This is a genomic window from Pseudoblastomonas marina (assembly GCF_014641655.1).
Classification (GTDB): domain Bacteria; phylum Pseudomonadota; class Alphaproteobacteria; order Sphingomonadales; family Sphingomonadaceae; genus Alteriqipengyuania_A; species Alteriqipengyuania_A marina.
Genome location: NZ_BMID01000001.1, coordinates 1,350,629 through 1,372,395, shown reverse-complemented (window position 1 = coordinate 1,372,395; position 21,767 = coordinate 1,350,629). Strand labels below are relative to the sequence as shown.

The window sequence follows — 21,767 nt, the reverse complement described above, 5'->3', positions numbered from 1 at the left end:
TGACGGAATTCGCCCGGAAGGACGGAAGACCATGGATAAAGTCCCGATGCTGGCGGAAGGCTACGAAAAGCTGACCGCGGACCTCAAGGCGCTGCGTGCCGAACGCCCCAAGATCGTCGAGGCGATCGAGGAAGCCCGCGCGCATGGCGACTTGTCGGAAAATGCCGAATACCACGCCGCCAAGGAACGCCAGGGCCAGGTCGAGGCGCAGATCGGCGAGCTCGAGGACCAGATCAGCCGTGCGCAGATCATCGATCCGACCACCTTGTCGGGCGACAAGATCGTGTTCGGCGCGACCGTCACGCTGCTCGACGATGAGGACAAGCCGGTCAAATACCAGATCGTCGGCCCGGCCGAGGCAGACGCCAAGAAGGGCCGGATCACCTATTCGAGCCCGCTTGCGCGCGCGCTGATCGGCAAGACCAAGGGCGACGAGATCGAGGTCACCGTGCCTTCGGGCGACAAGTTCTATCTCGTCGACGAAGTCGCCTTCGTCTGAGTCGCTGAATCACGCAATTCGATGGAGGGCGTTCCCGCGAGGGGGCGCCCTTTTTCACATCAGCGGCTTGCGGCGCTGGCTCCACCCGATCCGCGTGCATCGGGGAAGCGCGGCCATTCGCCATTGGCGAGCGCCATCCGGCTGGCCGAGGATGCGCCCGCCTGGCGTTCGTACATCCAGTAGTTCTTGAGCACGATCGAGACGTAGGCGCGGGTTTCCCAATAGGGGATCGATTCCATCCACAGCAGCGGATCGCCCTGGTCGACGATCTCGGTGTTCCAGCGGGTGATCGGGGTCAGACCGGCATTATAGGCGGCCATGATCTTGAGCAGGTTGTCGCGTGTGGCGGAGGTATCGCGCAGCATTTCGAGGTTGCGCTGGCCGAAGGCAAGGTTGACCCGCGGATCGGTCAGGTCGACGGCACCGGCGTTCATGCCGAGTGAGGGGGCGTGCTGGCGCACCGTGATCGGGGTGATCTGCATCAGGCCCTTGGCGTCTGCCGGGCTGACCACAGCGGTGCGGAAATTCGATTCCTGCAATGCGTGGGCGAAAGCGAGGGCAGGGTCGACCCGCCAGCCGCCGACAGGCTGCCACCGGACAACCGGATAGCGCGCCGCGGGTTCGTAACCGCCGCCCGACGGCGCGTTGTGGGCCATCCAGATCTGGGTCTGCGGCAGGCCAAGTTCGCGGGCGAGGCGGGTGAGGGCGCGGTGCTGCTTTGGGTCGCCGATCTTGGCCTGGTGGCGCAGTACCTCGTCGGCCAGGCCTTCGCGATCGAGCTCGACCAGCTTCACCGCCAGCTGGACGTTCGGCAGCCTGGAAAGCTCGCGCCAGTCCTCGGCGGAGAAATCGGGGCCGTAATGCGGATCGGGCAGCTGGGTGCCGAGCGCAGCGGCGGCGATCATGCCGTAGAGCGTCTCGTCGCGATTGGCCGCATCGCGGAGCAGGCCCTGCGCCTGGTCGGGTTGGCGGCAGCGGATGTGGCTGCGCGCCTGCCAGTAGAGCGCGGCCGAACTCAATTCCTCGTTCTGCGACCAATAGGCGCTGCGCTGGAACGCGTCGGCGGCGGTGGCGCAATCGCCCAGACGCCATGCGGCAAGACCGGCGACCCACCAGCCTTCGGCGACCCATGCGCCGCCGCCATCCTGTTCGATCGTGCGAGCAAGCGCGAGCGCTTCGGTGTCGCGATTCTCGATATAATAGCTCCACGCAACGCGCTGGCGCCATTCGGCGCGCGCATCGGACCCCAGTTGCGGGTCGACCTCGTCGAGCAGTGCGTGCGCGCCGGCCGGATCGTCATTGGTGATCGCGTCGCGGATGCGCACTTCGACGTCGGAAGGCAACGAACCGTCTGCGACCGAGCGCGGCTTGATCCGCTTCGGGCTGTAGCCGGTCGAAGAAAAGCGCCGGGTTCCCGGCAGGTCGGGTAATTGCGCGGCCCCGCGCCGGATCGCGAGCCGGCCGATCTGTGCGGCCTGGGGGAGATCGGTCCCGCGGGCGAGCCAGTCGTTCAGCCGGTCGAGCGGGATTTCAGGCGAATTGGCGTGGAGATAGTATTCGGCCATTGCGAGCTGGTGCATCGGGCCGCGATCGCCTTGGGCGAGCAGTTCCTCGACCCTTGGCCAGTCCTCACGCCGGATCGCGGCGAACAGCTCGGTGTAATAGGCGCGGTCCTCGGCCGACAGCAGCGCCGGCACGCGGGGGCTCTCCGCCAGCGCCTGGTAGTAACTGACGGTGCTGGTATTGGCCGAAACCGCGGTGGGGATCGTCGTGATCGCCGCCGCCGCTGCCATGCCGATCGTGCCGAGCCGAAGATTGGGCATATACGCCTAGTGTCCTGTCCACTCCAACCAATCCCGCCAGAGCTTCGCCTTGGTGCGCGGTGCCTTGCGCATCGCAGCCAAGCCCATTCCGGCGAGGATTGGGACCTCTAGCCCATCTTGGTTAAGACCGCGTAAGCCGACATCGCGTTGCGCCGGATCGTGCTGCAAAATCGACCGGACGTTCTGTCCGAGGACCAGCAGGCGCTCGGGCCGCACCAGCGCGATATGGCGCCATGCCAAGGCTGCAAAACCGGCGGCGTGGCGCGCCTGCCAGTCGGGCGCCGGATCGTGGCGCGGGAGGATCGCGGCGCGATAGACCTTTTCCTCGTCAAGCCCGGCTGCGCGCAGGAAGGCCGAGAGCAGCTTGCCGTCGGGGCCCGACAACAGCCTGTCGCGGTCCTCGCGCTCGGGCTGGCCGACCAGCACCATCAGCTCCGGCCTTGCCGCACCGATGGGCGCTATCCGACCACCGGTCGCGCCGGCATCGAGCTCGGGAGCCCTGATCCACCATTCGCGGAAGGCGTGCAGCGTTGTCGGCCAGTCCTCGGGCGCGCCCAGCGAAGGCCCGGCGGGTTTCTCCGGCTCTGGCTTGCGTTTGGGCGGGACCGGCACCGGCGCTGGCTCGCCTTCTTCCGCCGCGTCGGGTTCGGGTTCGGCCAGGAAACCGCTCGCATCGTCCGAATAGGCGTAGTCCACCCCGGCTTCGCGCCACCAGCCGATAACGGCTTCCATCGCCTTTTCGGCGCTATTTTCGCGTGGTTCGGCCATAGGGTTCCCGTGCGACACCCTTGACCCCGCGGGGGCTCGCGGGTCAAGGCATGCCGCACACCTTAACACGTGCAAGAGGCGAAGCATGAGCGAACGCGAATCGATGGAATACGACGTCGTCATCGTCGGCGGCGGCCCCGCCGGGTTGGCGGCGGCGATTCGGCTGAAGCAGGTCGATGCGGACCTTTCGGTCTGTATCCTCGAGAAAGGCTCGGAGATCGGCGCGCATATCCTCTCGGGCGCGACGATCGATCCCAAGGCGCTCGACGAGCTATTGCCCGACTGGCGGGACGACGGCTGTCCACTGGCGGAGGTGCCGGTCACCGACAACCAGCACTGGATCCTGACCAAGGGCGGCAAGACCGAGCTGCCGCACCTCTTGATGCCGCCGCTGTTCTCCAACGACGGCAATTACACCGGCTCGCTCGGCAATTTGTGCCGCTGGCTCGCCGAAAAGGCCGAGGCGCTCGAGGTCGAGATTTTCCCCGGCTTCCCCGCCGCCGAGGTCGTGTTCGACGACAAGGGCAATGTGAAGGGCGTCGCCACCCGCGACATGGGCATCGCCAAGGACGGCAGCCACAAGCCCGATTACCAGCAGGGCATGGAACTGCACGGCAAGTACACTTTCTTCGCCGAGGGCGTGCGCGGGCACCTGTCCAAGCACCTGATCGAAAAATTCGACCTGCGGGCCGACGCGCAGCCGCAGACCTACGGCCTCGGCATCAAGGAATTGTGGGACATCGAGCCGGGCAAGCACGTGCCGGGCCGCGTGATCCACACGCAGGGCTGGCCACTGTCCGAAAACGAGGCGTGGGGCGGGGGCTTCCTCTACCACCAGGCCAACGGGCAGGTCGCCTTGGGCTTCGTTACCGCGCTCGATTATGCGAATCCCTATCTCTACCCGTTCGAGGAATTCCAGCGCTGGAAACAGCATCCGGCTATCCGCGAGGTGCTCGAGGGCGGCAAGCGCGTGTCCTACGGCGCGCGCGCGATCAACGAGGGCGGCTGGCAGTCGGTGCCCAAACTCGACATGCCGGGCGGCGCGCTGATCGGCTGTTCGGCTGGCTTCGTGAACGTGCCACGGATCAAGGGCACCCACACCGCGATGAAGAGCGGGATGCTCGCCGCCGAAGCCGCCGCCGCCGCGATCAAGGCCGGGCGTGCGCAGGACAGCCTGTCCGAATACGACCAAGCGGTCCGCGACAGCTGGATCGCGACCGAGTTGAAGCTGGTGCAGAACGCCGAACCGCTCGTCGCAAAGTTCGGCGGCGCGCTGGGCACGGTGCTGGCGGGTGCGGACCTGTGGATGCGCACGCTAAAAATCGGCCTGCCGATCACGATGAAGCATCATCCGGACAACGAGGCTCTGCAGCGCGCCGACCTCTTCAAGCCGATCGACTATCCCAAGCCCGACGGCGTGATCAGCTTCGATCGCCTGTCCTCGGTGTTCCTCTCGAACACCAATCATGAGGAAGACCAGCCGAGCCACCTCGTGCTCAAGGACCCGGACATCCCCGTGAACTACAACCTGCCCGTCTATGCCGGGCCGTCTCAGCGTTATTGCCCCGCAGGGGTGTACGAATTCACCGGGGTCGAGGAAAACAATCCAGAGTTCGTCATCAACGCGCAGAACTGCGTCCACTGCAAGACCTGCGACATCAAGGACCCGCTGCAGAACATCGAATGGACCGTGCCCGAAGGCGGCGGCGGGCCTAACTATCCGAACATGTGATGCGCCGGTGGCGCTGACTGAAACCGCCTATGCCAAGATCAACCTCGCGCTGCATGTCCGCAGGCGGCGCGAGGATGGCTATCATGAACTCGAGACGCTGTTCGCCTTCGTCGATGCGGGCGACGAGCTGACCGCCCGCGACGCGGTGGAGGATCGTCTCGAAGTCATGGGCGAATTCGCCGGGGCGCTCGACGATCCGTTCGACAACCTCGTGATGCGCGCGCTGGGCAAGCTGCCGCGCGCCGAGGGTATGGCGCTGACGCTCGAGAAGAACTTGCCCGTAGCGGCGGGGCTCGGTGGGGGGTCGGCCGATGCCGGAGCGGTGTTCCGACTGGTCGAGCGAATGCATGGCTGGCCCGACGACTGGCAGGCGCGCGCCGCCACGCTCGGTGCCGACGTCCCGGTTTGCGTGAAGAGCGAGACGTCGTTCGGTCGCGGCACCGGCGCCGATTTCGACCCCGGGCCGCAGGACCTGGAGGGCACGCCGGTACTGCTCGTAAACCCGCGCACACCGCTCGCCACCGGGCCGGTCTTCGCGGCGTGGGACGGCGAGGATCGCGGTGCGCTGCCCGGCGGCACGGCGCGCGAAATTACGCTTGCGGGGCGAAACGATCTCGAAGCCCCGGCGCTGTCGCTCTGCCCGGTGATAGATGATGTGCTCGGCGTGCTGCGCGACACGCCTGCATGGCTCGTGCGCATGTCGGGCTCGGGCGCGACCTGTTTCGCGCTGTTCGACGACGCGGCTACGCGCGACGCCGCTTCGGCGGCCATCGCTGCCTCGAATCCCGATTGGTGGCAGCTGGCGGGAAGCCTGCGATGAGCAAGCTCGCGCGGATTGTCGGAGAGCCCAGGTTCGGCGGGGTAATGGTTGTCTGCGATCATGGCGGACGCCGCGTGCCCGAAGGTCTCGATCTCGGGATCGAAGAGGCCGACATGAACCAGCACATCGCTTACGATATCGGGGTTGCCGAGATCGCCGAACTGATGGCGGAGAAGCCCGGTACGGCAGCTTTCATCGCCGAATACAGCCGGTTGGTGGTGGACCTCAATCGACGCGCCGACGATCCCGCTGCGATTCCCGAAAGGAGCGACGGGCGCGCCATTCCCGGCAATGTCGATATCGACCGCGCGGCGCGGCTGATGGAATATCACCACCCGTTCCATGGCGAACTCGAACGCCAGCTCGAAGCGACTCCGCCAGCGCTCACCGTGTTCCTGCACAGTTTCACGCCCCGGATGGCTACCGACGACAGCGAGCGGCCTTGGCAATGCGGGGTGCTCTACGACCATGACGATCGCGGGGCGATGATCGCGAAGCGCTTGCTGGAAGAGGAAGGCTTTCTCGTCGGCGACCAGCAGCCCTATTCGGGGGCGGTGTACAATGCCACGATCCTGCGCCATGCCGAGGAACCGGGCCGCCCCTACCTCTACCTCGAGGTGCGACAGGACCTGATCGACCGTGCCGACGGCCAGGCCGAATGGGCCGAGCGCCTGCACCGCGTCTGCAACCGCATAGCGATGGAGTTGATGTGAAACGCCTGACCCTTCTTCCGTTGCTCCTCGTTGTCGCCTGTTCGCAGCCCAACGAAGGGGCGGAGAGCGGCGAACCCGCGGCCGCTCCCACCGGCGAAACAATCGCCTGCGCGCTCGGCGGGAGCGAAAGCTTCGACAGCAAGTGCGTCGTCGAGCGCAAGGGTAACGATGTCGTCCTGCATCACCCCGACGGGGGCTTCCGCAGGTTCGTGCTCGACCCGGGTGGGGGCGGCCTGGTCGCTGCCGATGGCGCCGATAGTTCGAGCCAGCGGATCGAAGGCGACTGGCTGCTCCTGACCGTCGGCGGCGATCGCTACCGGATACCCTTCATTGCCGTGCCCGACGACGATGGCTGAGCCGATCGTCACCGGCGAAGAGATGCGCGACGCCGAGCGGGCGGCGATCGGGGGTGGTACCTCGGTCGACACGCTGATGCGGCGCGCGGGCGAGGGCGCGGCAGACTGGATCTGGCGCATGTCGGCAGGGCGCAGTGCGACCGTGCTGTGCGGCCCGGGGAATAATGGCGGCGATGGTTATGTCATCGCGCGCCGGTTGCGCGAGCTTGGCGCGAAGGTCTCGGTAGTCGCCCCGCTCGCGCCGAAGACCGATGCGGCCCGCTCGGCGCGCGCCGAATGGGGCGATCCGGTGTCCGAGGAGTGGAGCGAGGACGGCGGCGACGTGTTCGTCGACGCGCTGTTCGGGACCGGTCTTTCTCGCGGTTTGTCCGCAGAGCTTCAACAGCTTGTCCACAGGCTCGCCAACAGGCACGGGCAGTCGGTCGCGGTGGACCTGCCGAGCGGGGTGTCGAGCGACGATGGCGCATTGTTCGACGACATTCCCTCCTACGACCTCGCGCTGGCTCTCGGCGCGCTCAAGCCGGCGCATTTCCTCCTGCCGGCGGCGGCGCATATCGGCTCGCTGCGGACGGTCGATATCGGGCTCGGCGATATCCGCCATCGCGCCGAAACACTCGATCGACCGCAGATCGAGGCACCGCGGGCCGACGCGCACAAATATTCGCGCGGGTTGGCGCTGGTGGTCGGGGGTGCGATGCCCGGGGCTTCGCTGCTCGCCGCGCGGGCGGCTCAGGGTGCGGGTGCGGGCTTCGTGCAGTTGGCGAGCGACGAGACGGCAGCGGTGCCGCATGATATCGTGCAGGTCGACGGCGATCTCGAACACGCGTTATCGGACGAGCGGATCGACGCAGCCTTGGTCGGCCCCGGGCTGGGTCGCGACCAGGACGCCTCGCGGAGGCTGCAGCGCGCGCTGGCGGCCGGGATACCGCTGGTGATCGACGGGGACGCGTTGCGGCTGATCACCCCGTCCGCGACCCGCTTCGAGCGCGAATGGGACGACAATATCCTCACCCCCCATGAGGGCGAGTTGCAGGCGCTCGAGGAGCATGGCGGGATCGAAGCGCGCGGCAGCAGGCTCGACCGCGCGCGGCGGGTCGCCGACACATACGGCGCGATCGTGATCGCCAAGGGCCCCGACACCGTGATTGCCTCGCCCGACGGGCACTGCGTCTGCGCACCACGCGCGCCCAGCTGGCTGTCGGTCGCGGGTTCGGGCGACGTCCTCGCCGGGATCGCGCTGGCGCGGCGCGCGGTGTCCGAGGACCCCGACGCGTTCGACGCCGCGTGCGATGCGGTGTGGCTGCATGCCGAAGCCGCGCGATTGGCGGGCCCGTCGTTTGCCGCCGGCGAGCTGGCCGACCGCGTCTCGGCGGCGCTCGGATCGGCGCTGGCGGTTGCCCGATGAGCGAGGCGATCGTCCGCATCGCCGCGCGGGGCGAAGGCGTCACTGCCGAGGGCCGTCATGTCCGCGGAGCCGTCACCGGCGATCACGTGTCCGGCGACGGCGCGATCGTGCCTGGACCGCACCATGTTGCGCCTCCATGTCGCCACTTTCCCCAATGTGGCGGATGCCAGTTGCAGCAGGCCGACAGTGCCGCGCTCGAACAGTTCGTGCGCGAACGCGCGGCGATGGCGGCCGGGGGGCAGGGGATCGCGGTCGGCGAAGTGTGTTCCGCCGAGCTCTCACCGCCGCGCACAAGGCGCCGCGCGACGCTGCACGCGATGCGTGCGGGCGGCGGTATCCTGATCGGCTTCCGCGAGGAGAAGTCGCATCGCCTGATCGATCTCGCCGAGTGCCACGTGCTCGACCCGGCACTGTTCGCGATGGTCGAGCCGTTGCGCGGCCTGCTGGCAGGCTTCCCGGGCAAGCTCGCGGTCGACATCACGCTGACGCTGGCGGACCAGGGCGTCGACTGCCTGATCAAGGGATTGCGCGTCGAGGGTCTCAAGCAGGAGGAGGCGCTGCTCGATTTCGCCGGCGAGCACGGTGTCGCGCGGCTCGCGATCGATGACGGGCTGGGGCCCGAGAACCGCTGGGAGCCCGAGCCGGTCACGATCACGCTCGGCGGGGTACCTGTCGCGCTGCCGCACGGCGCGTTCCTGCAGGCGACGCCGCAGGGCGAGGCGGCGCTGGTCGGCACGGTCGTCGAGTGGGCGCAGGGCAGCATGGTGATCGCCGACCTGTTCGCGGGCCTCGGGACCTTCACCTTCCCGCTCGCTGCTTCGGCCAAGGTCCTCGCGGTCGAGGCGGCGCGCGATGCGCATCTGGCCTGCAAGGCGTCGGCAAGCGCGTCGAAGCGCGCGGTCCACGCGCTGCACCGCGATCTCTATCGCAACCCGCTGCGACCCGAAGAGGTGGCCGGCTGCGACATGGTGGTGCTCGATCCGCCGCGCGCCGGGGCGCGGGCACAGGTCGAGCAGCTCGCCCAGGTGCCGCCGACAGCGAAGCTCGCGCGGATCGCCTATGTCAGCTGCAACCCGGCGAGCTGGGCGCGCGATTGCAAGGCGCTGGTCGAGGCGGGTTGGCGCTGCGCCGAGCTACGCCCGGTGGGGCAGTTCCTGTGGTCGACCCATATCGAGCTCGCGAGCCTGTTCGTCCGCGATTAGCGCGGGCTTTACAAGTGGATGTCGAACACCGTGATCGCCGCGTGGAAGGTGAGCGCGATCAGCACCAGCGTCGACAGCGTGAACAGGCCAAAGCGTACCGCCACCTTGTTGATCGTCGCCTGTACCAGCGAGTGCAGCACGCGCAGCACCACGTAGGCCCAGCCGAGCCAGAGGTTGAACCCGTCGCCCTGACCGACGATCACAAGCACGATCGCCACCGCGTAGAACACGGTCGGCGCCTCGTGCAGGTGGTTGTAGTTCTGCGCCTTCCACTGGACCTGCGGGGGCAGACGACCTCCGAGCCCGCCGGTATCGCGCGCATCGTCGGGCGCGATCCCCGCCTTGCTCATCGCGGGCAGGCGGGTGGCGTACATCCACAGCCACATCACCAGCGTCCAGCCGGCGAGCGCGACGACCGGCTGGAGGATTCCCATTCCCGTCACTGGATCAGGTCCGTGCCGGCGAACACCGTCACCGACAGCGCCCGCAGCGCGAGCACGGCGAGCGCCAGCGTCGAGAGCAGGAACATCAGGAAGCGCACCGGGATGCGGTTAACCGTCGCCTGCCAGATCGAATGCAGGATGCGGATCGCGACATAGGCCCAGGCGAGCGCCACATCGAGGCCGTTTGCGCCCATCATCGCGAGGATGATGACGGTCGGGTAGAAGATCGTCGGCTGTTCCATCAGGTGCGCGTAATTGTGCGATTTCCACTGCACTTCGCGCGGCAGCACCGCCTCGAGATCCTGTCCGCGCCCACCCGGAGGGCCATTCTTCAAATCGACGTTGCTCTTCGCCATCGCCGGAAAGCGGGTGCCCGCCATCCAGACCAGCATGATGATCGACCAGAAGACGAGCACCGCGGCCGGTGCGAGCATTTGCGCCTGCATTTGAAATCCCTTCCCTGTTTTGCCCGGCAGACTAGGTCTGCGGTGGCGAAAAGCAACCTAGTCCGTCGACCCCAGTACAGCGGCGAAGCTCGCCGCATCCGTGTTGCCGCCGGTGAGCAGGACGACTGCGTCCCCGTCGACCGCGATCTTGCCCGCGAGCACCGCCGCGAGCGCGGCCGCGCCGCCCGGTTCGAGCACCAGCCGGAGGTGCGCGAAGGCGAAGCGCTGGGCTGTCCGGATCTCGACCTCGGTGGCGCGCGCCCATTCGCTTGCGCGCTCACGCAGGATGTCGAAGTTGATGGGGCGCGTGGCGAAGGTCTGGAGCGCGTCGCAGGCGGTCGGCGGCGGGTCGTCGATCGACTGGATTTCACCCGTCTCGAGGCTGCGGCAGACATCGTCCCAGCCCTCTGGTTCGACCAGCGCGATCGCGCTGTCGGGGCAGGCGAGGGCGAGACCGGCGGACAGGCCGCCACCGCCGCAACAGGCGACCAGCTTCGACGGTTGGCGGCCGAGCTGGCGGGTGATCTCGATGCCGGCGCTGCCTTGGCCCTCGATCACCCAGGGATCGGCATAGGCGTGGACGTAGGTCGCGCCGCGCTCGCCGGCGATGCCTCGCGCGATCGCCTCGCGGTCCTCGGTCATGCGGTCGTAGGTGACGACCTCCGCGCCCAGCGCCCGGGTGCGGTCGAGTTTCACCTGCGGCGCATCCTCCGGCATCACGATCGTCGCCGCGATACCGAGTTCGCGGGCGGCCCAGGCGACGCCCTGCGCGTGGTTGCCGCTCGACACGCCGACGACGCCCGCCGCACGCTCTTCTGCCGACAGGTCGGTCAGCCGGTGCCAGCCGCCGCGGATCTTGAACGCGCCGATCGGCTGCAGGCACTCTGCCTTGACGTGGAAGCGCAGATCGTCGTGCTCGACCGGGAGCAACGGCGTGGGTGGCAGCCTGGCGGCGATCTTGTCGGCCGCGGCCTGCACGCCCGCGCGGGTGGGTTGGCGCTGCCCGCTCATCGGCTCGTCGCTCCTGCGCCACGGATGGACCGCGTGTTACACTGTCCAGGCAAGAAAATTTCCCGGATCGAAAGCGCGCCAGCGTTCGGAATTCGCGATGAAAGGGCAAGTGTTTCCATCCGCACCTTTTGCCCGTTCGCGGCGCGGTAGGAAAGCGTCGGATCATGTTGCGGTGTCGGCGCATTCCCTTATGTGGGCGCCACATACGAAATCTACGGAGCGAACATGAGCAAGGTATTGGTGATCGGCGCGGGCGGCGTGAGCTCGGTCTGCGTGCACAAGATGGCGATGAATGCGGACATTTTCGGCGAGATCCACCTTGCCAGCCGCACCAAGAGCAAGTGCGATGCGATCGCCGAGAGCGTGAAGGAACGCACCGGGCAGGAGGTTGCGACCTACGAGATCGACGCCGAGGAAGTGCCCGCGATGGTCAATTTGATCCGCAAGATCGAGCCTTCGCTCGTGGTCAATCTCGCGCTGCCGTACCAGGACCTGCCGATCATGGACGCCTGCCTCGAAACCGGCGTGGATTACCTCGACACCGCCAATTACGAGCCCAAGGACGAGGCCAAGTTCGAATATCACTGGCAGTGGGCATATCACGACCGCTTCAAGGAGGCGGGCATCATGGCGCTGCTCGGCTCGGGCTTCGATCCGGGCGTCACCAGCGTGTTCGCGATGTGGCTGAAGAAGCACAAGCTCAAGACCATCCGCCAGCTCGACATCCTCGATTGCAATGGCGGTGATCACGGCCAGGCTTTCGCCACCAATTTCAATCCGGAAATCAATATCCGCGAAGTCACCGCGCCCGCGCGCCACTGGGAAAACGGCGAGTTCGTCGAGACCCCTGCGATGGGCAAGCGGATGGTGTTCGACTTCGAAGGCGTGGGCGCGCGCGCGGCCTACATGATGTATCACGAGGAGCTCGAAAGCCTGTCGAAGTTCATCCCCGAACTCGAGCGCGGTCGCTTCTGGATGACCTTTGGCGACGAGTACATCAAGCACCTTACCGTGCTGCAGAATGTCGGCATGACGAGCATCGACCCGATCAAGTACAAGGGCCAGGAAATCATCCCGCTGCAATTCCTCGCCGCAGTCCTGCCCAAGCCCGAAAGCCTCGGCGAGACGACCAAGGGCAACACCAATATCGGGGTGATCGCGACCGGCGAGGCGCTCGACGGATCGGGCGAGAAGACCTTCTACATCAACAATATCTGCAGCCACGAAAAGGCGTACGAGGAAACCGGCAACCAGGCGGTCTCCTACACCACCGGCGTCCCCGCCATGGTCGGCAGCGCGATGATGCTGACCGGCAAGTGGAAGGGCGACGGCGTGTTCAACATGGAGCAGATGGATCCCGACCCGTTCCTCGACATGCTCGGTGAACAGGGCCTGCCCTATCAGGTGAAGGAACTCGACCGCCCGGTCGATTTCTGATCGCGTGAAGATCGGTTCGACGCTGATCGAGGCCGTCCGCGGTAACATCGTGACGATGGAGTTCGACGCTATCGTCAACGCGGCCAATTCCTCATTGCTCGGTGGCGGCGGCGTCGATGGCGCGATCCATCGTGCCGCCGGGCCGGATCTCGTCCACGAATGCCGACTGCTTGGCGGTTGCAAGACTGGGCAGGCCAAGACCACCAAGGGCTACCGACTCCCGGCGGAGCATATCATCCACACCGTCGGCCCCGTCTGGCGCGGCGGCGGCAATGGCGAGCCCGAACTGCTCGCCAGCTGCTACCGCCAATCGCTCGAGCGTGCTGTCGAAGTGGGGGCGCGGACAGTCGGAATCCCGGCGATTTCGACCGGTATATTCGGCTATCCGCTGGACCGCGCGGCTGAAGTCGCGGTGGAATCGATTGCAGGTTTTTTGGAAGAACGGACCGACTGCTTCGAGCGTATCGCGCTGGTCTGCTTCGACGATGACGCCAAGTCGGCCTTCGACACGGCATTGGAGGAATACTGATGGAAACCAGAGCAGGCGATCCGGGCGCCTTCCGCCAATTCGACCTGTCGCGGGTCGACAGCCCCTCCTTCGTGATCGACGCGGCCAAGCTGCGCGACAATTGCCGGATCCTCGCCGAAATCCGCGACGAGGCCGACATCAAGGTGCTGGCGGCCTTGAAGGCGTTCAGCATGTGGAGCGTTGCGCCTCTGCTCGGGGAATATCTCGACGGCGTGTGCACCTCGGGCCTGTGGGAAGCGCTGCTCGCCTCCGAACACTATGACGGCGAGATCGCGACCTACAGCGCGGCCTACAAGCCCGAAGACATTCCCGAGGTCTGCCGCCTGTCCGACCACGTGATCTTCAACTCGCCGCAGCAGATCGCGCGCGCGGCGCTGATCCTCGAGCAGGCGCGCTCGCAGGGCAACGATTTCGACGTGGGCCTGCGGATCAACCCGCAATCGCCCGAGGGCGAAGTGCCGCGCTACGATCCGTGCGCGCCGCATTCTCGGCTCGGCTTCCCGCTCGACCAGCTGACCGATGAGCACATGGAGGGGGTCAACGGGATCCACTTCCACACGCTCTGCGAGCAGGATTTCGAGCCGCTCCACCGCACCTGGGACAAGGTGTTCGACGCCATCGAACCCTATTTCGACCAGCTCGACTGGATCAACATGGGCGGCGGGCACCACATCACCCGCGCCGATTACCAGCGCGAGGAACTGATCGAATTCCTCAAGGACGCCAAGGAAGACACTGGCTGCGAGATCTATCTCGAACCGGGCGAGGCGGTGGCGCTCGATGCGGGTATCCTCGTCGGCACCGTGCTCGACACCCACGTCAACGAAATCCCGCTGGCGATCACCGACGTCTCCGCCACCTGCCACATGCCCGACGTCATCGAGGCACCCTATCGCCCCGCCATGCTGGGCGAGCAGGGGGAGGGGAGCCCGGTCCGCTTCGGCGGTCCGTCCTGCCTCGCGGGCGACGTGATCGGGGATTACGTCATGCCCGGCAAATGCGAGCCGGGTGCGCGCTTCGCCTTTCTCGACCAGGCGCATTACTCGATGGTCAAGACCACGACCTTCAACGGCGTGCCGCTGCCCTCGATCTGGCTGTGGGACAGCCAGACCGACCAGCTCGAGCAGATCCGCAAGTTCGGTTATCGCGATTTCCGCGATCGGCTGAGCTGACGATCTCGGAACGCATGGCCGCGCGACGCCATTGACCGTACGAACCTGCATGTTTCGCGCTTGCATCTGCGCGCAACGGCTCTATATGCGCGCTTCCGCTGCCCCAAGGGGACTTCCTAACCGCAAGGCAGCTTGTCGTTTCATGGTTTAACAAACCGTTTTGGGGGTCCCTTGAATTGCACCATTTCCCTGACGCCAAGGCTGTAGTCGACGCCCTCGAGCCCGACGAGCCCGTGATCCTCGACCGGCCGCACGCGGCCCGGCGCGCGGCGCGTTTCTTCGTCGAGAAGTTCCCCGGCAAGTCGCTTTACGCGGTGAAGGCCAATCCTTCGCCCGACCTGCTGCGCGTCCTGTGGGATGCCGGGGTGACGCATTACGACGTCGCCTCGATCGCCGAGGTGCGCCTCGTGCGCTCGATCCTGCCGCAGGCAACGCTGTGCTTCATGCACCCCGTCAAGACCGCGCGCGCAGTGGCCGAGGCCTATCACGAGCACGGCGTGAAGGTGTTCAGTCTCGATTGCCGCGAGGAGCTCGACAAGATCGTCGCAGCGACCCGCGACGAGGCCGGCAACGACGCCGCCGATCTCGCGCTGCTGGTGCGGCTGCGGGTCTCGTCCGAGCACGCGCAGCTCTCGCTCGCGAGCAAGTTCGGGATCGACCTCGCGGACGCCACCGGGCTACTGCAGGCGACCCGGCAGGTCGCCGACACCTTCGGCATCTGCTTCCACGTCGGCAGCCAGGCGATGACGCCCTTCGCCTACGTGCAGGCGATGGAGCGCGTGCGCGCGGCGATCGTCGCGGCCTCGGTCACGGTCGACGTGATCGATGTCGGCGGGGGGTTCCCGAGCGTCTACCCCGGCATGGAGCCGCCGCCGCTCGAAGACTTCTTCGGCGCGATCCACAATGCCAACGAATCGCTCCCGATCTCCTATTCGTCCGAATTGTGGTGCGAGCCCGGCCGCGCGCTGTCGGCCGAGTACAATTCGCTGATCGTGCGGGTCGACCGTCGCCGCGGCGACGAGCTCTACATCAATGACGGCGCCTATGGCGCGCTGTTCGACGCCGCGCATGTCGGTTGGCGCTTCCCCGTCCGCCGACTGGGCGACGACGGCACTCCGACGGATGCCGAGACCTATCGCGAATTCGCGTTCTACGGCCCGACCTGCGACGATGCCGACTACATGGCCGGCCCGTTCCTGCTGCCCGAGGATATCGGTGCCGGCGACTATATCGAGATCGGCATGATCGGCGCCTATGGTGCGACGATGAAGACGGGCTTCAACGGCTTCGGCGGCGCGACCGTGGTGACCGCGACCGACGAACCGATGGCCAGCCTCTATCGCGACGATCGCGAGATCGTGCGTCGCGACAACGTGGTGAGCCTGCGCTGATAGTCCCCTTGTGCGCGACAGCGCGGTTTTCTAGCCTGATGTCCGATCTTCGATTCCAGGAGGACAGCAGATGACCGCAGGCCCCATCGTCGTCGCCACCGATTTCAGCGCCCGTTCGGACCGCGCGGTCGATCGTGCGATCCTGCTCGCCGAGCAGCTCTCGCGCCCGCTCAAGGTAATTCACGCGACCGAATTGTCGGAGAATTCGCAGGCCGATCGCAAGCGACTCGAACGGCAATTGCGCGAGCTCGTCCGCGACGCCGATTGCGAGGTCGAGCTGCTGTGTCCGAGCGGGACCGTGCCCGAGGCGATCATCGGCGCGGTGCGCGATTCGGGCGCATCGCTGCTGGTGATGGGCGTCGCGCGCTACAATTCGGTCGGCGACTACTTCCTCGGCACCGCGGTCGATCACGTGCTGCGGTACAGCGAAATCCCGACGCTGGTGGTCAAGCGGCGTGCATCCGGGCCGTATCGGCGCGTCCTCGTCGGCACCGATTTTTCCGAGGCCTCGCGGCAGGTGCTCGACCAGGCGCAGGCGCTGCTGCCCGAGGCAGATTTCCATGCCGTGCACGCCTATCACGTCCCCTTCGACGGCTGGCAGAAGGCCGAATATATCCGCGACGAACTGCGCGAGCACGTCGACTCCGAGATGGCGAAATTCACCCGCGACCACGACCACCTCGAGGGAGAGACGGTCGAGGGCGAGACCGGGCGGGTGATCGCACGCGCGCTCGAGCGGCACGATTGCCAGCTGATCGCGATCGGTTCGCACGGTCACAGCGGCTTCCGCCAGGCGCTGCTCGGCAGCACCACCAGCGACCTCCTGCGTGAACTCGATGCCGACGTGTTGGTCTTTCCGCCCGCGAAGGACGCCTAGCGCGGCGGCCGCGCCGCGAGCGCGTCAGAATCGGACCGTTTTCATCGCTTCTCGCCCGTCCTATTCGAGCGGTGGGCATCTGCGAAGGAGTCTGCCGTGGATTTGAAGAGGCTGGGCCGCAATACCGTCGCGGCGATCGCTGTCCTCGTTGTGTCGGGCACCGCTATGGGGGCGGCGCAGGCGCAGCGCCAGGATGCGGCCGGCGGAGACACGATCACCGTGCTGCGGAAGGACGAGACCTACACCTATTTCCTGCACGCCTCGAACGGGGCGGTCCGATATTGCAAGCTGTGGGAAGGTTACAGCCCGAGCATCACCTGCACGGAGTGGACCTGACCTATCCGGCCCCGCCGACGACCACTTCCATGAAGCGGCGCGGGGTTTTCGGCTGTTCGGGCACGATACCCTTGGTCTCCGCACCCTGCGGCAACGCTTCGAGCGGCATGCCGGCGGCGGCGAGGGCATAGGGGCTGATCCGGTGGCGGGTGCACAGGCCCCCCGCACCGTCCGACACCAGCGGTGCCTCGAACTCGACCCCGAATTTTTCTTCCTTGGAATGCTTGACCACACCGACGGCGAGCTGGCCGCCGCCCAGATCGAGCACGATCGGCTCGCCCTCCGGCACCCCGACCAGTCCTTCGACCAGCGCGCCGGTGGTCGAGAGGTCGCGCATCACCGCCGTGTAGCGATGATCCTCGTGGATCACGCCTATGCGGCGATAGACCGAGCGACGATCGGGCCGGTGGGTCTCCGGGCCGTCGGGTTCGATCCGCAACTCGTCGGCCTCGATCAGCTCGGCGATCTCGGCGGCGGGCATCGCCTTGGAGTAGAGCCAGCCCTGGATATATTTTGCACCCTTCGACTTGACCAGTTCGAGCTGGTCGAACGCCTCGACGCCCTCGACCGTCACATCCATGCCCAGCGCGTCGGACAGGCCGATGATCGCGGCGATGATCTTGGCGCTGTTCTGGTCTTGCAGGGTGCAGGAGTCGACGAAGCTCTTGTCGACCTTGAGCTTGTCGAACGGCGCGGCGCGCAGATAGCTGAGCGAGGAATAGCCGGTGCCGAAATCGTCGAGCGCGATGCGCACGCCGAGTTTCTTCAGCTGGTCGAAGGTTTCCTCGACCGTCTCGCTATCGCCCATGAACACGCTCTCGGTCAGTTCGAGTTCGAGCCGATCGGGATCGAGCTCGCTCGCCGCGAGCGCGTTGGTGACGAGGCTGACGAAACCCTTCTGCGCGAACTGCTTGGCCGAGACGTTGACCGCGACGCGGACCGATTTCGGCCAGGCCTTGGCATCCTCGCAGGCGCGCCGCAGCGCCCATTCGCCGAGCTGGTTGATCAGTGCACTGCTTTCGGCGACCGGAATGAAAGCGGATGGCGGCACCGGACCGCGCTCGGGATGCTCCCACCGCATCAGTGCCTCGAAACCGACGACCATCGAATTGTCGCACTGGACGACCGGCTGGTAATGCAGCTCGAGCTGGTCTTCGTTGAGCGCGATCCGCAAATCGTCGAGCAGCTCCTGGCGTTCCTCCTCCTCGTCCTTGAGATCGGCCGAGTAGAAGCGGAACTGGCCGCGCCCACCGTGCTTGGCGGCATAGAGCGCGAGGTCGGAGGCATGGATCAAGTCCTCGCTCTCAAGCGCGTCATAGGGCGCGATCGCGATCCCGACCGAGGTCCCGATGACAGCGCGCTTGCCGTCGATCGGATAGGGTTGCGAGACGATCTGGATGATCTTGTCGGCCAGCTCGCCAAGTTTCCCGCGATCGTCGATATCGGGCAGGATGATCTGGAATTCGTCGCCGCCCAGCCGCCCGATCTCGCCGCGATCGCCGACGATTGAGGTCAGGCGCTCGGCGACGGTCTTGAGCAGCTCGTCGCCGGCCTGGTGGCCCATCGTGTCGTTGACCTGCTTGAACTTGTCGAGGTCGAGCATCATCAGCGCGCAATTGCGCTTGGCCGTCTTGAACGCGGCGAGCACGCTGTCGATCCGGCGGCTCATCCGGTGGCGGTTGAACAGGCCGGTGAGCGAATCGTATTCGGCGAGGCGGCTGTCCTCGAGCTTGCGGTTGTATTCGACCGTCACGTCCTTCGCCGCGCCGCGATAGCCGAGGAAGTTGCCCTCGGGGTCGAGTTTGGGGTGGGCCGAGACCTGCCACCATTTCTGCGTTCCGGTTTTGGTTTCCGGAAGCATACAACGCACCACGGCGTCGGTCAGCTTGCCCCGCGCCTTGATCTGGAATTTGAGCGGGCGCGAGGAGCGGCCGTCGGGATCGTCGGGATCGGTTTCGAACAGGGAGGCGAAGGGCTGCGCCAACAATTGCGACGGATCGACGCCGAGATGCTCTGCCGCGCCGGGCGACAGGTAGATCAGCTTGCCGTCGCCGTCGGTCGCCCAGATCCACGCAATTCCAGTGCGCTCGAAATCGTCGAGCACTTCGAGCCGCGCCTTCGCATCGGTGAAACCAGCCGCATCCGCAAACTCGGGACCGCCCGCATCCGCATGCGTCGGAACCTCGGCAGCGCTGCCTCGATTTCGGAAAAATGCCATCGTCGTCCCTGTGCGGGGGCGTCCTTTTACGCGCACCGCCCCAAGGCAATGTCACGGTAAGGTTTCCATTCGCCTAACGATTTTCGCTTTGTCGCGCCGAGATCGTGTCAGGCATCGACGAATTTTCTCGCGGATTCGCGGCGGTGCGGGCATCCCGGCCAGCAGCAGGGGCGCTTCTTGCCCTCGAGTATCTCCTCGCGCAGCCGCGCACGGCGCTTTTCGCGCGTCGCCTCCTGCTTTGCCGAGATCGTCCAGCAGATCCATTCGTTGCGCGCCAGCGCGGTCAGCGCGTGCCATTTTTCGGCCAGTTCGGGGCTGGCGTCGAGCATGACCTTGAGTTCGGGAGGTGTACGGTGGCGAAAGTCGGAGTCGGCAACCGCAAGCACGGATCAGGCGGCCTGGCGCAGTTCCAGGTCGAGCCGGTCCCAGATCTCGACCAGCGCGGCGACGAGTTCGCGCATCATTTCCTCGCTGTGCGCGGGGCCGGGGGTGAAGCGCAGGCGCTCGGTGCCGCGCGGCACGGTCGGGAAATTGATCGGCTGCACGTAGACGCCGTATTCGGCGAGCAGGATGTCCGAGATCTTCTTCGCGCGCACCGGATCGCCGACCATAAGCGGGACGATATGCGTGGTGCTGTCCATCACCGGCAGGTTGGCTTCGGCCATCAGCGCCTTGAGCCGGGCGGCGGCGAGTTGCTGCGCGTCGCGCTCCTCGCTGGAAGCCTTGAGGTGTTTGACCGAGGCCAGCACGCCCGCGACCAGCACCGGGGAGAGCGAGGTGGTGAAGATGAAGCCCGGGGCGTAGCTGCGGATGCAGTCGATGATCTTCTTGTCGGCCGCGATGTAGCCGCCCATCACGCCGAACGCCTTGCCCAGCGTGCCCTCGATGATGTCGATCCGGTGCGCGGCCTCGTCGCGCTCGGTGATCCCGCCGCCGCGCTTGCCGTACATGCCGACCGCGTGGACCTCGTCGACATAGGTCAGCGCGTTGTATTTCTCGGCGAGGTCGCAGATTGCGTGGACCGGGGCGACGTCGCCATCCATCGAATAAACGCTTTCGAACGCAATCAGCTTGGGCGCGTCACGATCCTCGGCGGCGAGCAATTGCTCGAGATGGTCGAGATCGTTGTGACGGAACACCCGCTTGTCGCAGCCCGAATTGCGGATCCCGGCGATCATGCTCGCATGGTTCAATTCGTCGGAAAAGATCACGCAGCCCGGCAGGAGCTTGGCAAGCGTCGACAGGGTCGCGTCGTTGGAGACGTAGCCGCTGGTGAAGAGCAGCGCGCCTTCCTTGCCGTGGAGGTCGGCCAGCTCGTGCTCGAGCTCGACATGGTAGTGGGTGTTGCCGCCGATATTGCGCGTGCCGCCCGAACCCGCGCCGACATCGTGCAGCGCCTCTTCCATCGCCTCGATCACCTTGGGGTGCTGGCCCATCGCGAGGTAGTCGTTCGAACACCACACGGTGATCGGTTTCGGGCCGTTATGCCCGGCGAAGCAGCGTGCGTTGGGGAAGGCGCCCTTGTTGCGCAGGATGTCGATGAAGACGCGGTAGCGCCCTTCCTCGTGGAGGCGTTCGATCGCCTGGTCGAAGATATGCTGGTAGTTCATCGGTGCATCGATTCCGTGCGCGGTGCACTAGCGCCGTAACCCGCCGATTAGAAGGATTGTCTTTGCGAACGACTCGCAAGAATTCAGAGGGTTTCGCACGCCTCGAGGCCGTAGCGGGCGAGCGCGGGTTCGAGCGCGGAGAAACGTTCGTCGGGCGCGGTCAGGACAAGCCGGTCGGGGCGGTCGCGGGTGAATGATTGGCCTTCGAGCAGGTGGGCGACCCGCCGGGCGATCCCTTCGGCCCCGTGGACGAAGCGCATGCGCCGAGGATCAGGGCCCAGCGCGGCGCGCAATTCGTCCTCGACCAGCGGGAAATGGGTGCATGCGAGCACCACCGTGTCCATCCGCTCGCCTCCGGGCTGCTGGCGGAAGGCGCTGGCGATGCGTTCGAACACCGCCGGGTCGGGGGTGCCGCCGTGGAGTTTTTCCTCCGCCGCCGCCACCAGCTCGGCCGAGCCGTGGCGCAGCAGGATGCAGCCATTGGCGAAATCCTGCGCCAGGGCATCGACATAAGCCTGGCGCACGGTCGCCTCGGTGCCGAGCAGGCCGATCACGCCGCTCTCGGTCAGCTTGGCGGCGGGTTTGATCGCGGGCACTGTGCCGACCACCGGCAGGTCGAGCGCGGCGCGGACGTCTTCCAGCGCGATGGTCGAGGCTGTGTTGCAGGCGATCACGACGAGGCGGGGGCGGTAGCGTTCGACCAGCCGCCCGAGCAGCGCCGGGATCCGCGTCGCGATCTGCGCCTCGCTCTTGGTGCCGTAGGGATAGCCCGCATTGTCCGCGGCATAGACCACCGGTGCATCGGGCAGTTCGCGGCGCACGGCCTCGAGCACCGACAATCCGCCGACGCCGGAATCGAACAGCAGGATGGGCGCGGTCGCTTGTGAAATGTCCAATTCCGTTCGTCCTGAGCTTGTCGAAGGACAGTTGTTTCTACTAGCGTTGCGCATAAGCAGGACAGCCGCGCTTCGACAAGCTC

The 21,767-nt window shown here is 66.3% G+C and carries 22 protein-coding genes; 13 read left to right on the top strand and 9 right to left on the bottom strand.

The genetic code is table 11. From position 1 onward, the window contains the following. Positions 1 to 31 precede the first annotated feature (31 nt). Positions 32 to 499, top strand: a complete 468-nt coding sequence (gene greA, locus IEW49_RS06640) for a transcription elongation factor GreA (RefSeq protein ID WP_188641938.1) — start codon at positions 32 to 34, stop codon at positions 497 to 499. A 59-nt stretch (positions 500 to 558) separates the two neighbouring features. Here the strand turns inward: greA and IEW49_RS06635 are convergent, their stop codons facing one another. Further along, positions 559 to 2,322, bottom strand: a complete 1,764-nt coding sequence (locus IEW49_RS06635) for a transglycosylase SLT domain-containing protein (protein ID WP_229658110.1) — start codon at positions 2,320 to 2,322, stop codon at positions 559 to 561. A gap of 6 nt (positions 2,323 to 2,328) precedes the next feature. Further along, complete coding sequence (locus tag IEW49_RS06630; RefSeq protein ID WP_188641937.1) at positions 2,329 to 3,090, bottom strand: uracil-DNA glycosylase family protein; 762 nt, start codon at positions 3,088 to 3,090, stop codon at positions 2,329 to 2,331. A gap of 85 nt (positions 3,091 to 3,175) precedes the next feature. Here IEW49_RS06630 and IEW49_RS06625 point away from each other — a divergent pair, with 85 nt between their 5' ends. From IEW49_RS06625 to IEW49_RS06600, 6 genes are read left to right on the top strand one after another with little or no spacing between them, the layout of a single operon-like run. Beyond that, positions 3,176 to 4,822 (top strand): electron transfer flavoprotein-ubiquinone oxidoreductase, encoded by a 1,647-nt coding sequence (locus IEW49_RS06625; RefSeq protein ID WP_188641936.1) that lies wholly within the window; start codon positions 3,176 to 3,178, stop codon positions 4,820 to 4,822. Between the two features lie 7 nt (positions 4,823 to 4,829). Beyond that, entirely contained in the window at positions 4,830 to 5,642 is an 813-nt protein-coding gene (locus IEW49_RS06620; RefSeq protein ID WP_188641935.1) for a 4-(cytidine 5'-diphospho)-2-C-methyl-D-erythritol kinase, read from the top strand. Then, positions 5,639 to 6,355: an N-formylglutamate amidohydrolase gene (locus IEW49_RS06615; RefSeq protein WP_188641934.1), complete on the top strand. Its 717-nt coding sequence runs from the start codon at positions 5,639 to 5,641 to the stop codon at positions 6,353 to 6,355. Before IEW49_RS06620 ends, IEW49_RS06615 begins: the two co-directional genes overlap by 4 nt. Continuing rightward, the gene (locus tag IEW49_RS06610) at positions 6,352 to 6,711 is read left to right on the top strand and encodes a hypothetical protein (RefSeq protein WP_188641933.1); all 360 of its coding nucleotides are present in this window, start codon (positions 6,352 to 6,354) and stop codon (positions 6,709 to 6,711) included. Before IEW49_RS06615 ends, IEW49_RS06610 begins: the two co-directional genes overlap by 4 nt. After that, positions 6,704 to 8,116 (top strand): NAD(P)H-hydrate dehydratase, encoded by a 1,413-nt coding sequence (locus tag IEW49_RS06605; RefSeq protein ID WP_188641932.1) that lies wholly within the window; start codon positions 6,704 to 6,706, stop codon positions 8,114 to 8,116. Before IEW49_RS06610 ends, IEW49_RS06605 begins: the two co-directional genes overlap by 8 nt. Continuing rightward, a complete protein-coding gene (locus IEW49_RS06600) occupies positions 8,113 to 9,318 on the top strand; it encodes a class I SAM-dependent RNA methyltransferase (RefSeq protein WP_188641931.1) in 1,206 nt (401 codons plus the stop codon). The genes IEW49_RS06605 and IEW49_RS06600 overlap by 4 nt, the downstream gene beginning before the upstream one ends. A gap of 8 nt (positions 9,319 to 9,326) precedes the next feature. On the opposite strand, the gene IEW49_RS06595 is transcribed toward IEW49_RS06600, so the two are convergent. The 3 genes from IEW49_RS06595 to IEW49_RS06585 are packed head-to-tail and all read right to left on the bottom strand — an operon-like array spanning position 9,327 to position 11,218. Next, positions 9,327 to 9,752, bottom strand: a complete 426-nt coding sequence (locus tag IEW49_RS06595; protein WP_188643122.1) for an MAPEG family protein — start codon at positions 9,750 to 9,752, stop codon at positions 9,327 to 9,329. 5 nt (positions 9,753 to 9,757) lie between these two features. Further along, positions 9,758 to 10,207: an MAPEG family protein gene (locus IEW49_RS06590; protein ID WP_188641930.1), complete on the bottom strand. Its 450-nt coding sequence runs from the start codon at positions 10,205 to 10,207 to the stop codon at positions 9,758 to 9,760. Between the two features lie 57 nt (positions 10,208 to 10,264). Next, on the bottom strand, positions 10,265 to 11,218 hold the full coding sequence (locus tag IEW49_RS06585; protein WP_188641929.1) for a threonine ammonia-lyase: 954 nt from the start codon (positions 11,216 to 11,218) through the stop codon (positions 10,265 to 10,267). Positions 11,219 to 11,443: 225 nt separating this feature from the next. On the opposite strand from IEW49_RS06585, the gene IEW49_RS06580 reads away from it, so the two are divergent. The 6 genes from IEW49_RS06580 (at position 11,444) to IEW49_RS06555 (ending at position 16,960) form a co-directional block, all read left to right on the top strand. After that, positions 11,444 to 12,655 (top strand): saccharopine dehydrogenase family protein, encoded by a 1,212-nt coding sequence (locus IEW49_RS06580; protein ID WP_188641928.1) that lies wholly within the window; start codon positions 11,444 to 11,446, stop codon positions 12,653 to 12,655. 4 nt (positions 12,656 to 12,659) lie between these two features. Continuing rightward, positions 12,660 to 13,184, top strand: a complete 525-nt coding sequence (locus IEW49_RS06575; RefSeq protein WP_229658109.1) for an O-acetyl-ADP-ribose deacetylase — start codon at positions 12,660 to 12,662, stop codon at positions 13,182 to 13,184. After that, complete coding sequence (locus IEW49_RS06570; protein WP_188641927.1) at positions 13,184 to 14,356, top strand: carboxynorspermidine decarboxylase; 1,173 nt, start codon at positions 13,184 to 13,186, stop codon at positions 14,354 to 14,356. The genes IEW49_RS06575 and IEW49_RS06570 overlap by 1 nt, the downstream gene beginning before the upstream one ends. Positions 14,357 to 14,532: 176 nt before the next feature. Further along, entirely contained in the window at positions 14,533 to 15,747 is a 1,215-nt protein-coding gene (locus IEW49_RS06565) for a type III PLP-dependent enzyme domain-containing protein (protein WP_188641926.1), read from the top strand. A gap of 70 nt (positions 15,748 to 15,817) precedes the next feature. Then, on the top strand, positions 15,818 to 16,624 hold the full coding sequence (locus IEW49_RS06560; protein ID WP_188641925.1) for a universal stress protein: 807 nt from the start codon (positions 15,818 to 15,820) through the stop codon (positions 16,622 to 16,624). A 96-nt stretch (positions 16,625 to 16,720) separates the two neighbouring features. Then, entirely contained in the window at positions 16,721 to 16,960 is a 240-nt protein-coding gene (locus IEW49_RS06555; RefSeq protein WP_188641924.1) for a hypothetical protein, read from the top strand. Between the two features lies 1 nt (position 16,961). Here the strand turns inward: IEW49_RS06555 and IEW49_RS06550 are convergent, their stop codons facing one another. From IEW49_RS06550 to murI, 4 genes are all read right to left on the bottom strand, one after another. Then, positions 16,962 to 19,178, bottom strand: coding sequence for a putative bifunctional diguanylate cyclase/phosphodiesterase (locus IEW49_RS06550; RefSeq protein WP_188641923.1), 2,217 nt, complete (start codon positions 19,176 to 19,178; stop codon positions 16,962 to 16,964). Positions 19,179 to 19,285: 107 nt separating this feature from the next. Next, positions 19,286 to 19,564, bottom strand: a complete 279-nt coding sequence (locus tag IEW49_RS06545; protein ID WP_188641922.1) for a YdeI/OmpD-associated family protein — start codon at positions 19,562 to 19,564, stop codon at positions 19,286 to 19,288. Between the two features lie 3 nt (positions 19,565 to 19,567). Then, on the bottom strand, positions 19,568 to 20,788 hold the full coding sequence (gene hemA / locus IEW49_RS06540) for a 5-aminolevulinate synthase (protein ID WP_188641921.1): 1,221 nt from the start codon (positions 20,786 to 20,788) through the stop codon (positions 19,568 to 19,570). 83 nt (positions 20,789 to 20,871) lie between these two features. Then, positions 20,872 to 21,684, bottom strand: a complete 813-nt coding sequence (murI, locus tag IEW49_RS06535; RefSeq protein ID WP_229658108.1) for a glutamate racemase — start codon at positions 21,682 to 21,684, stop codon at positions 20,872 to 20,874. Positions 21,685 to 21,767 lie beyond the last annotated feature (83 nt).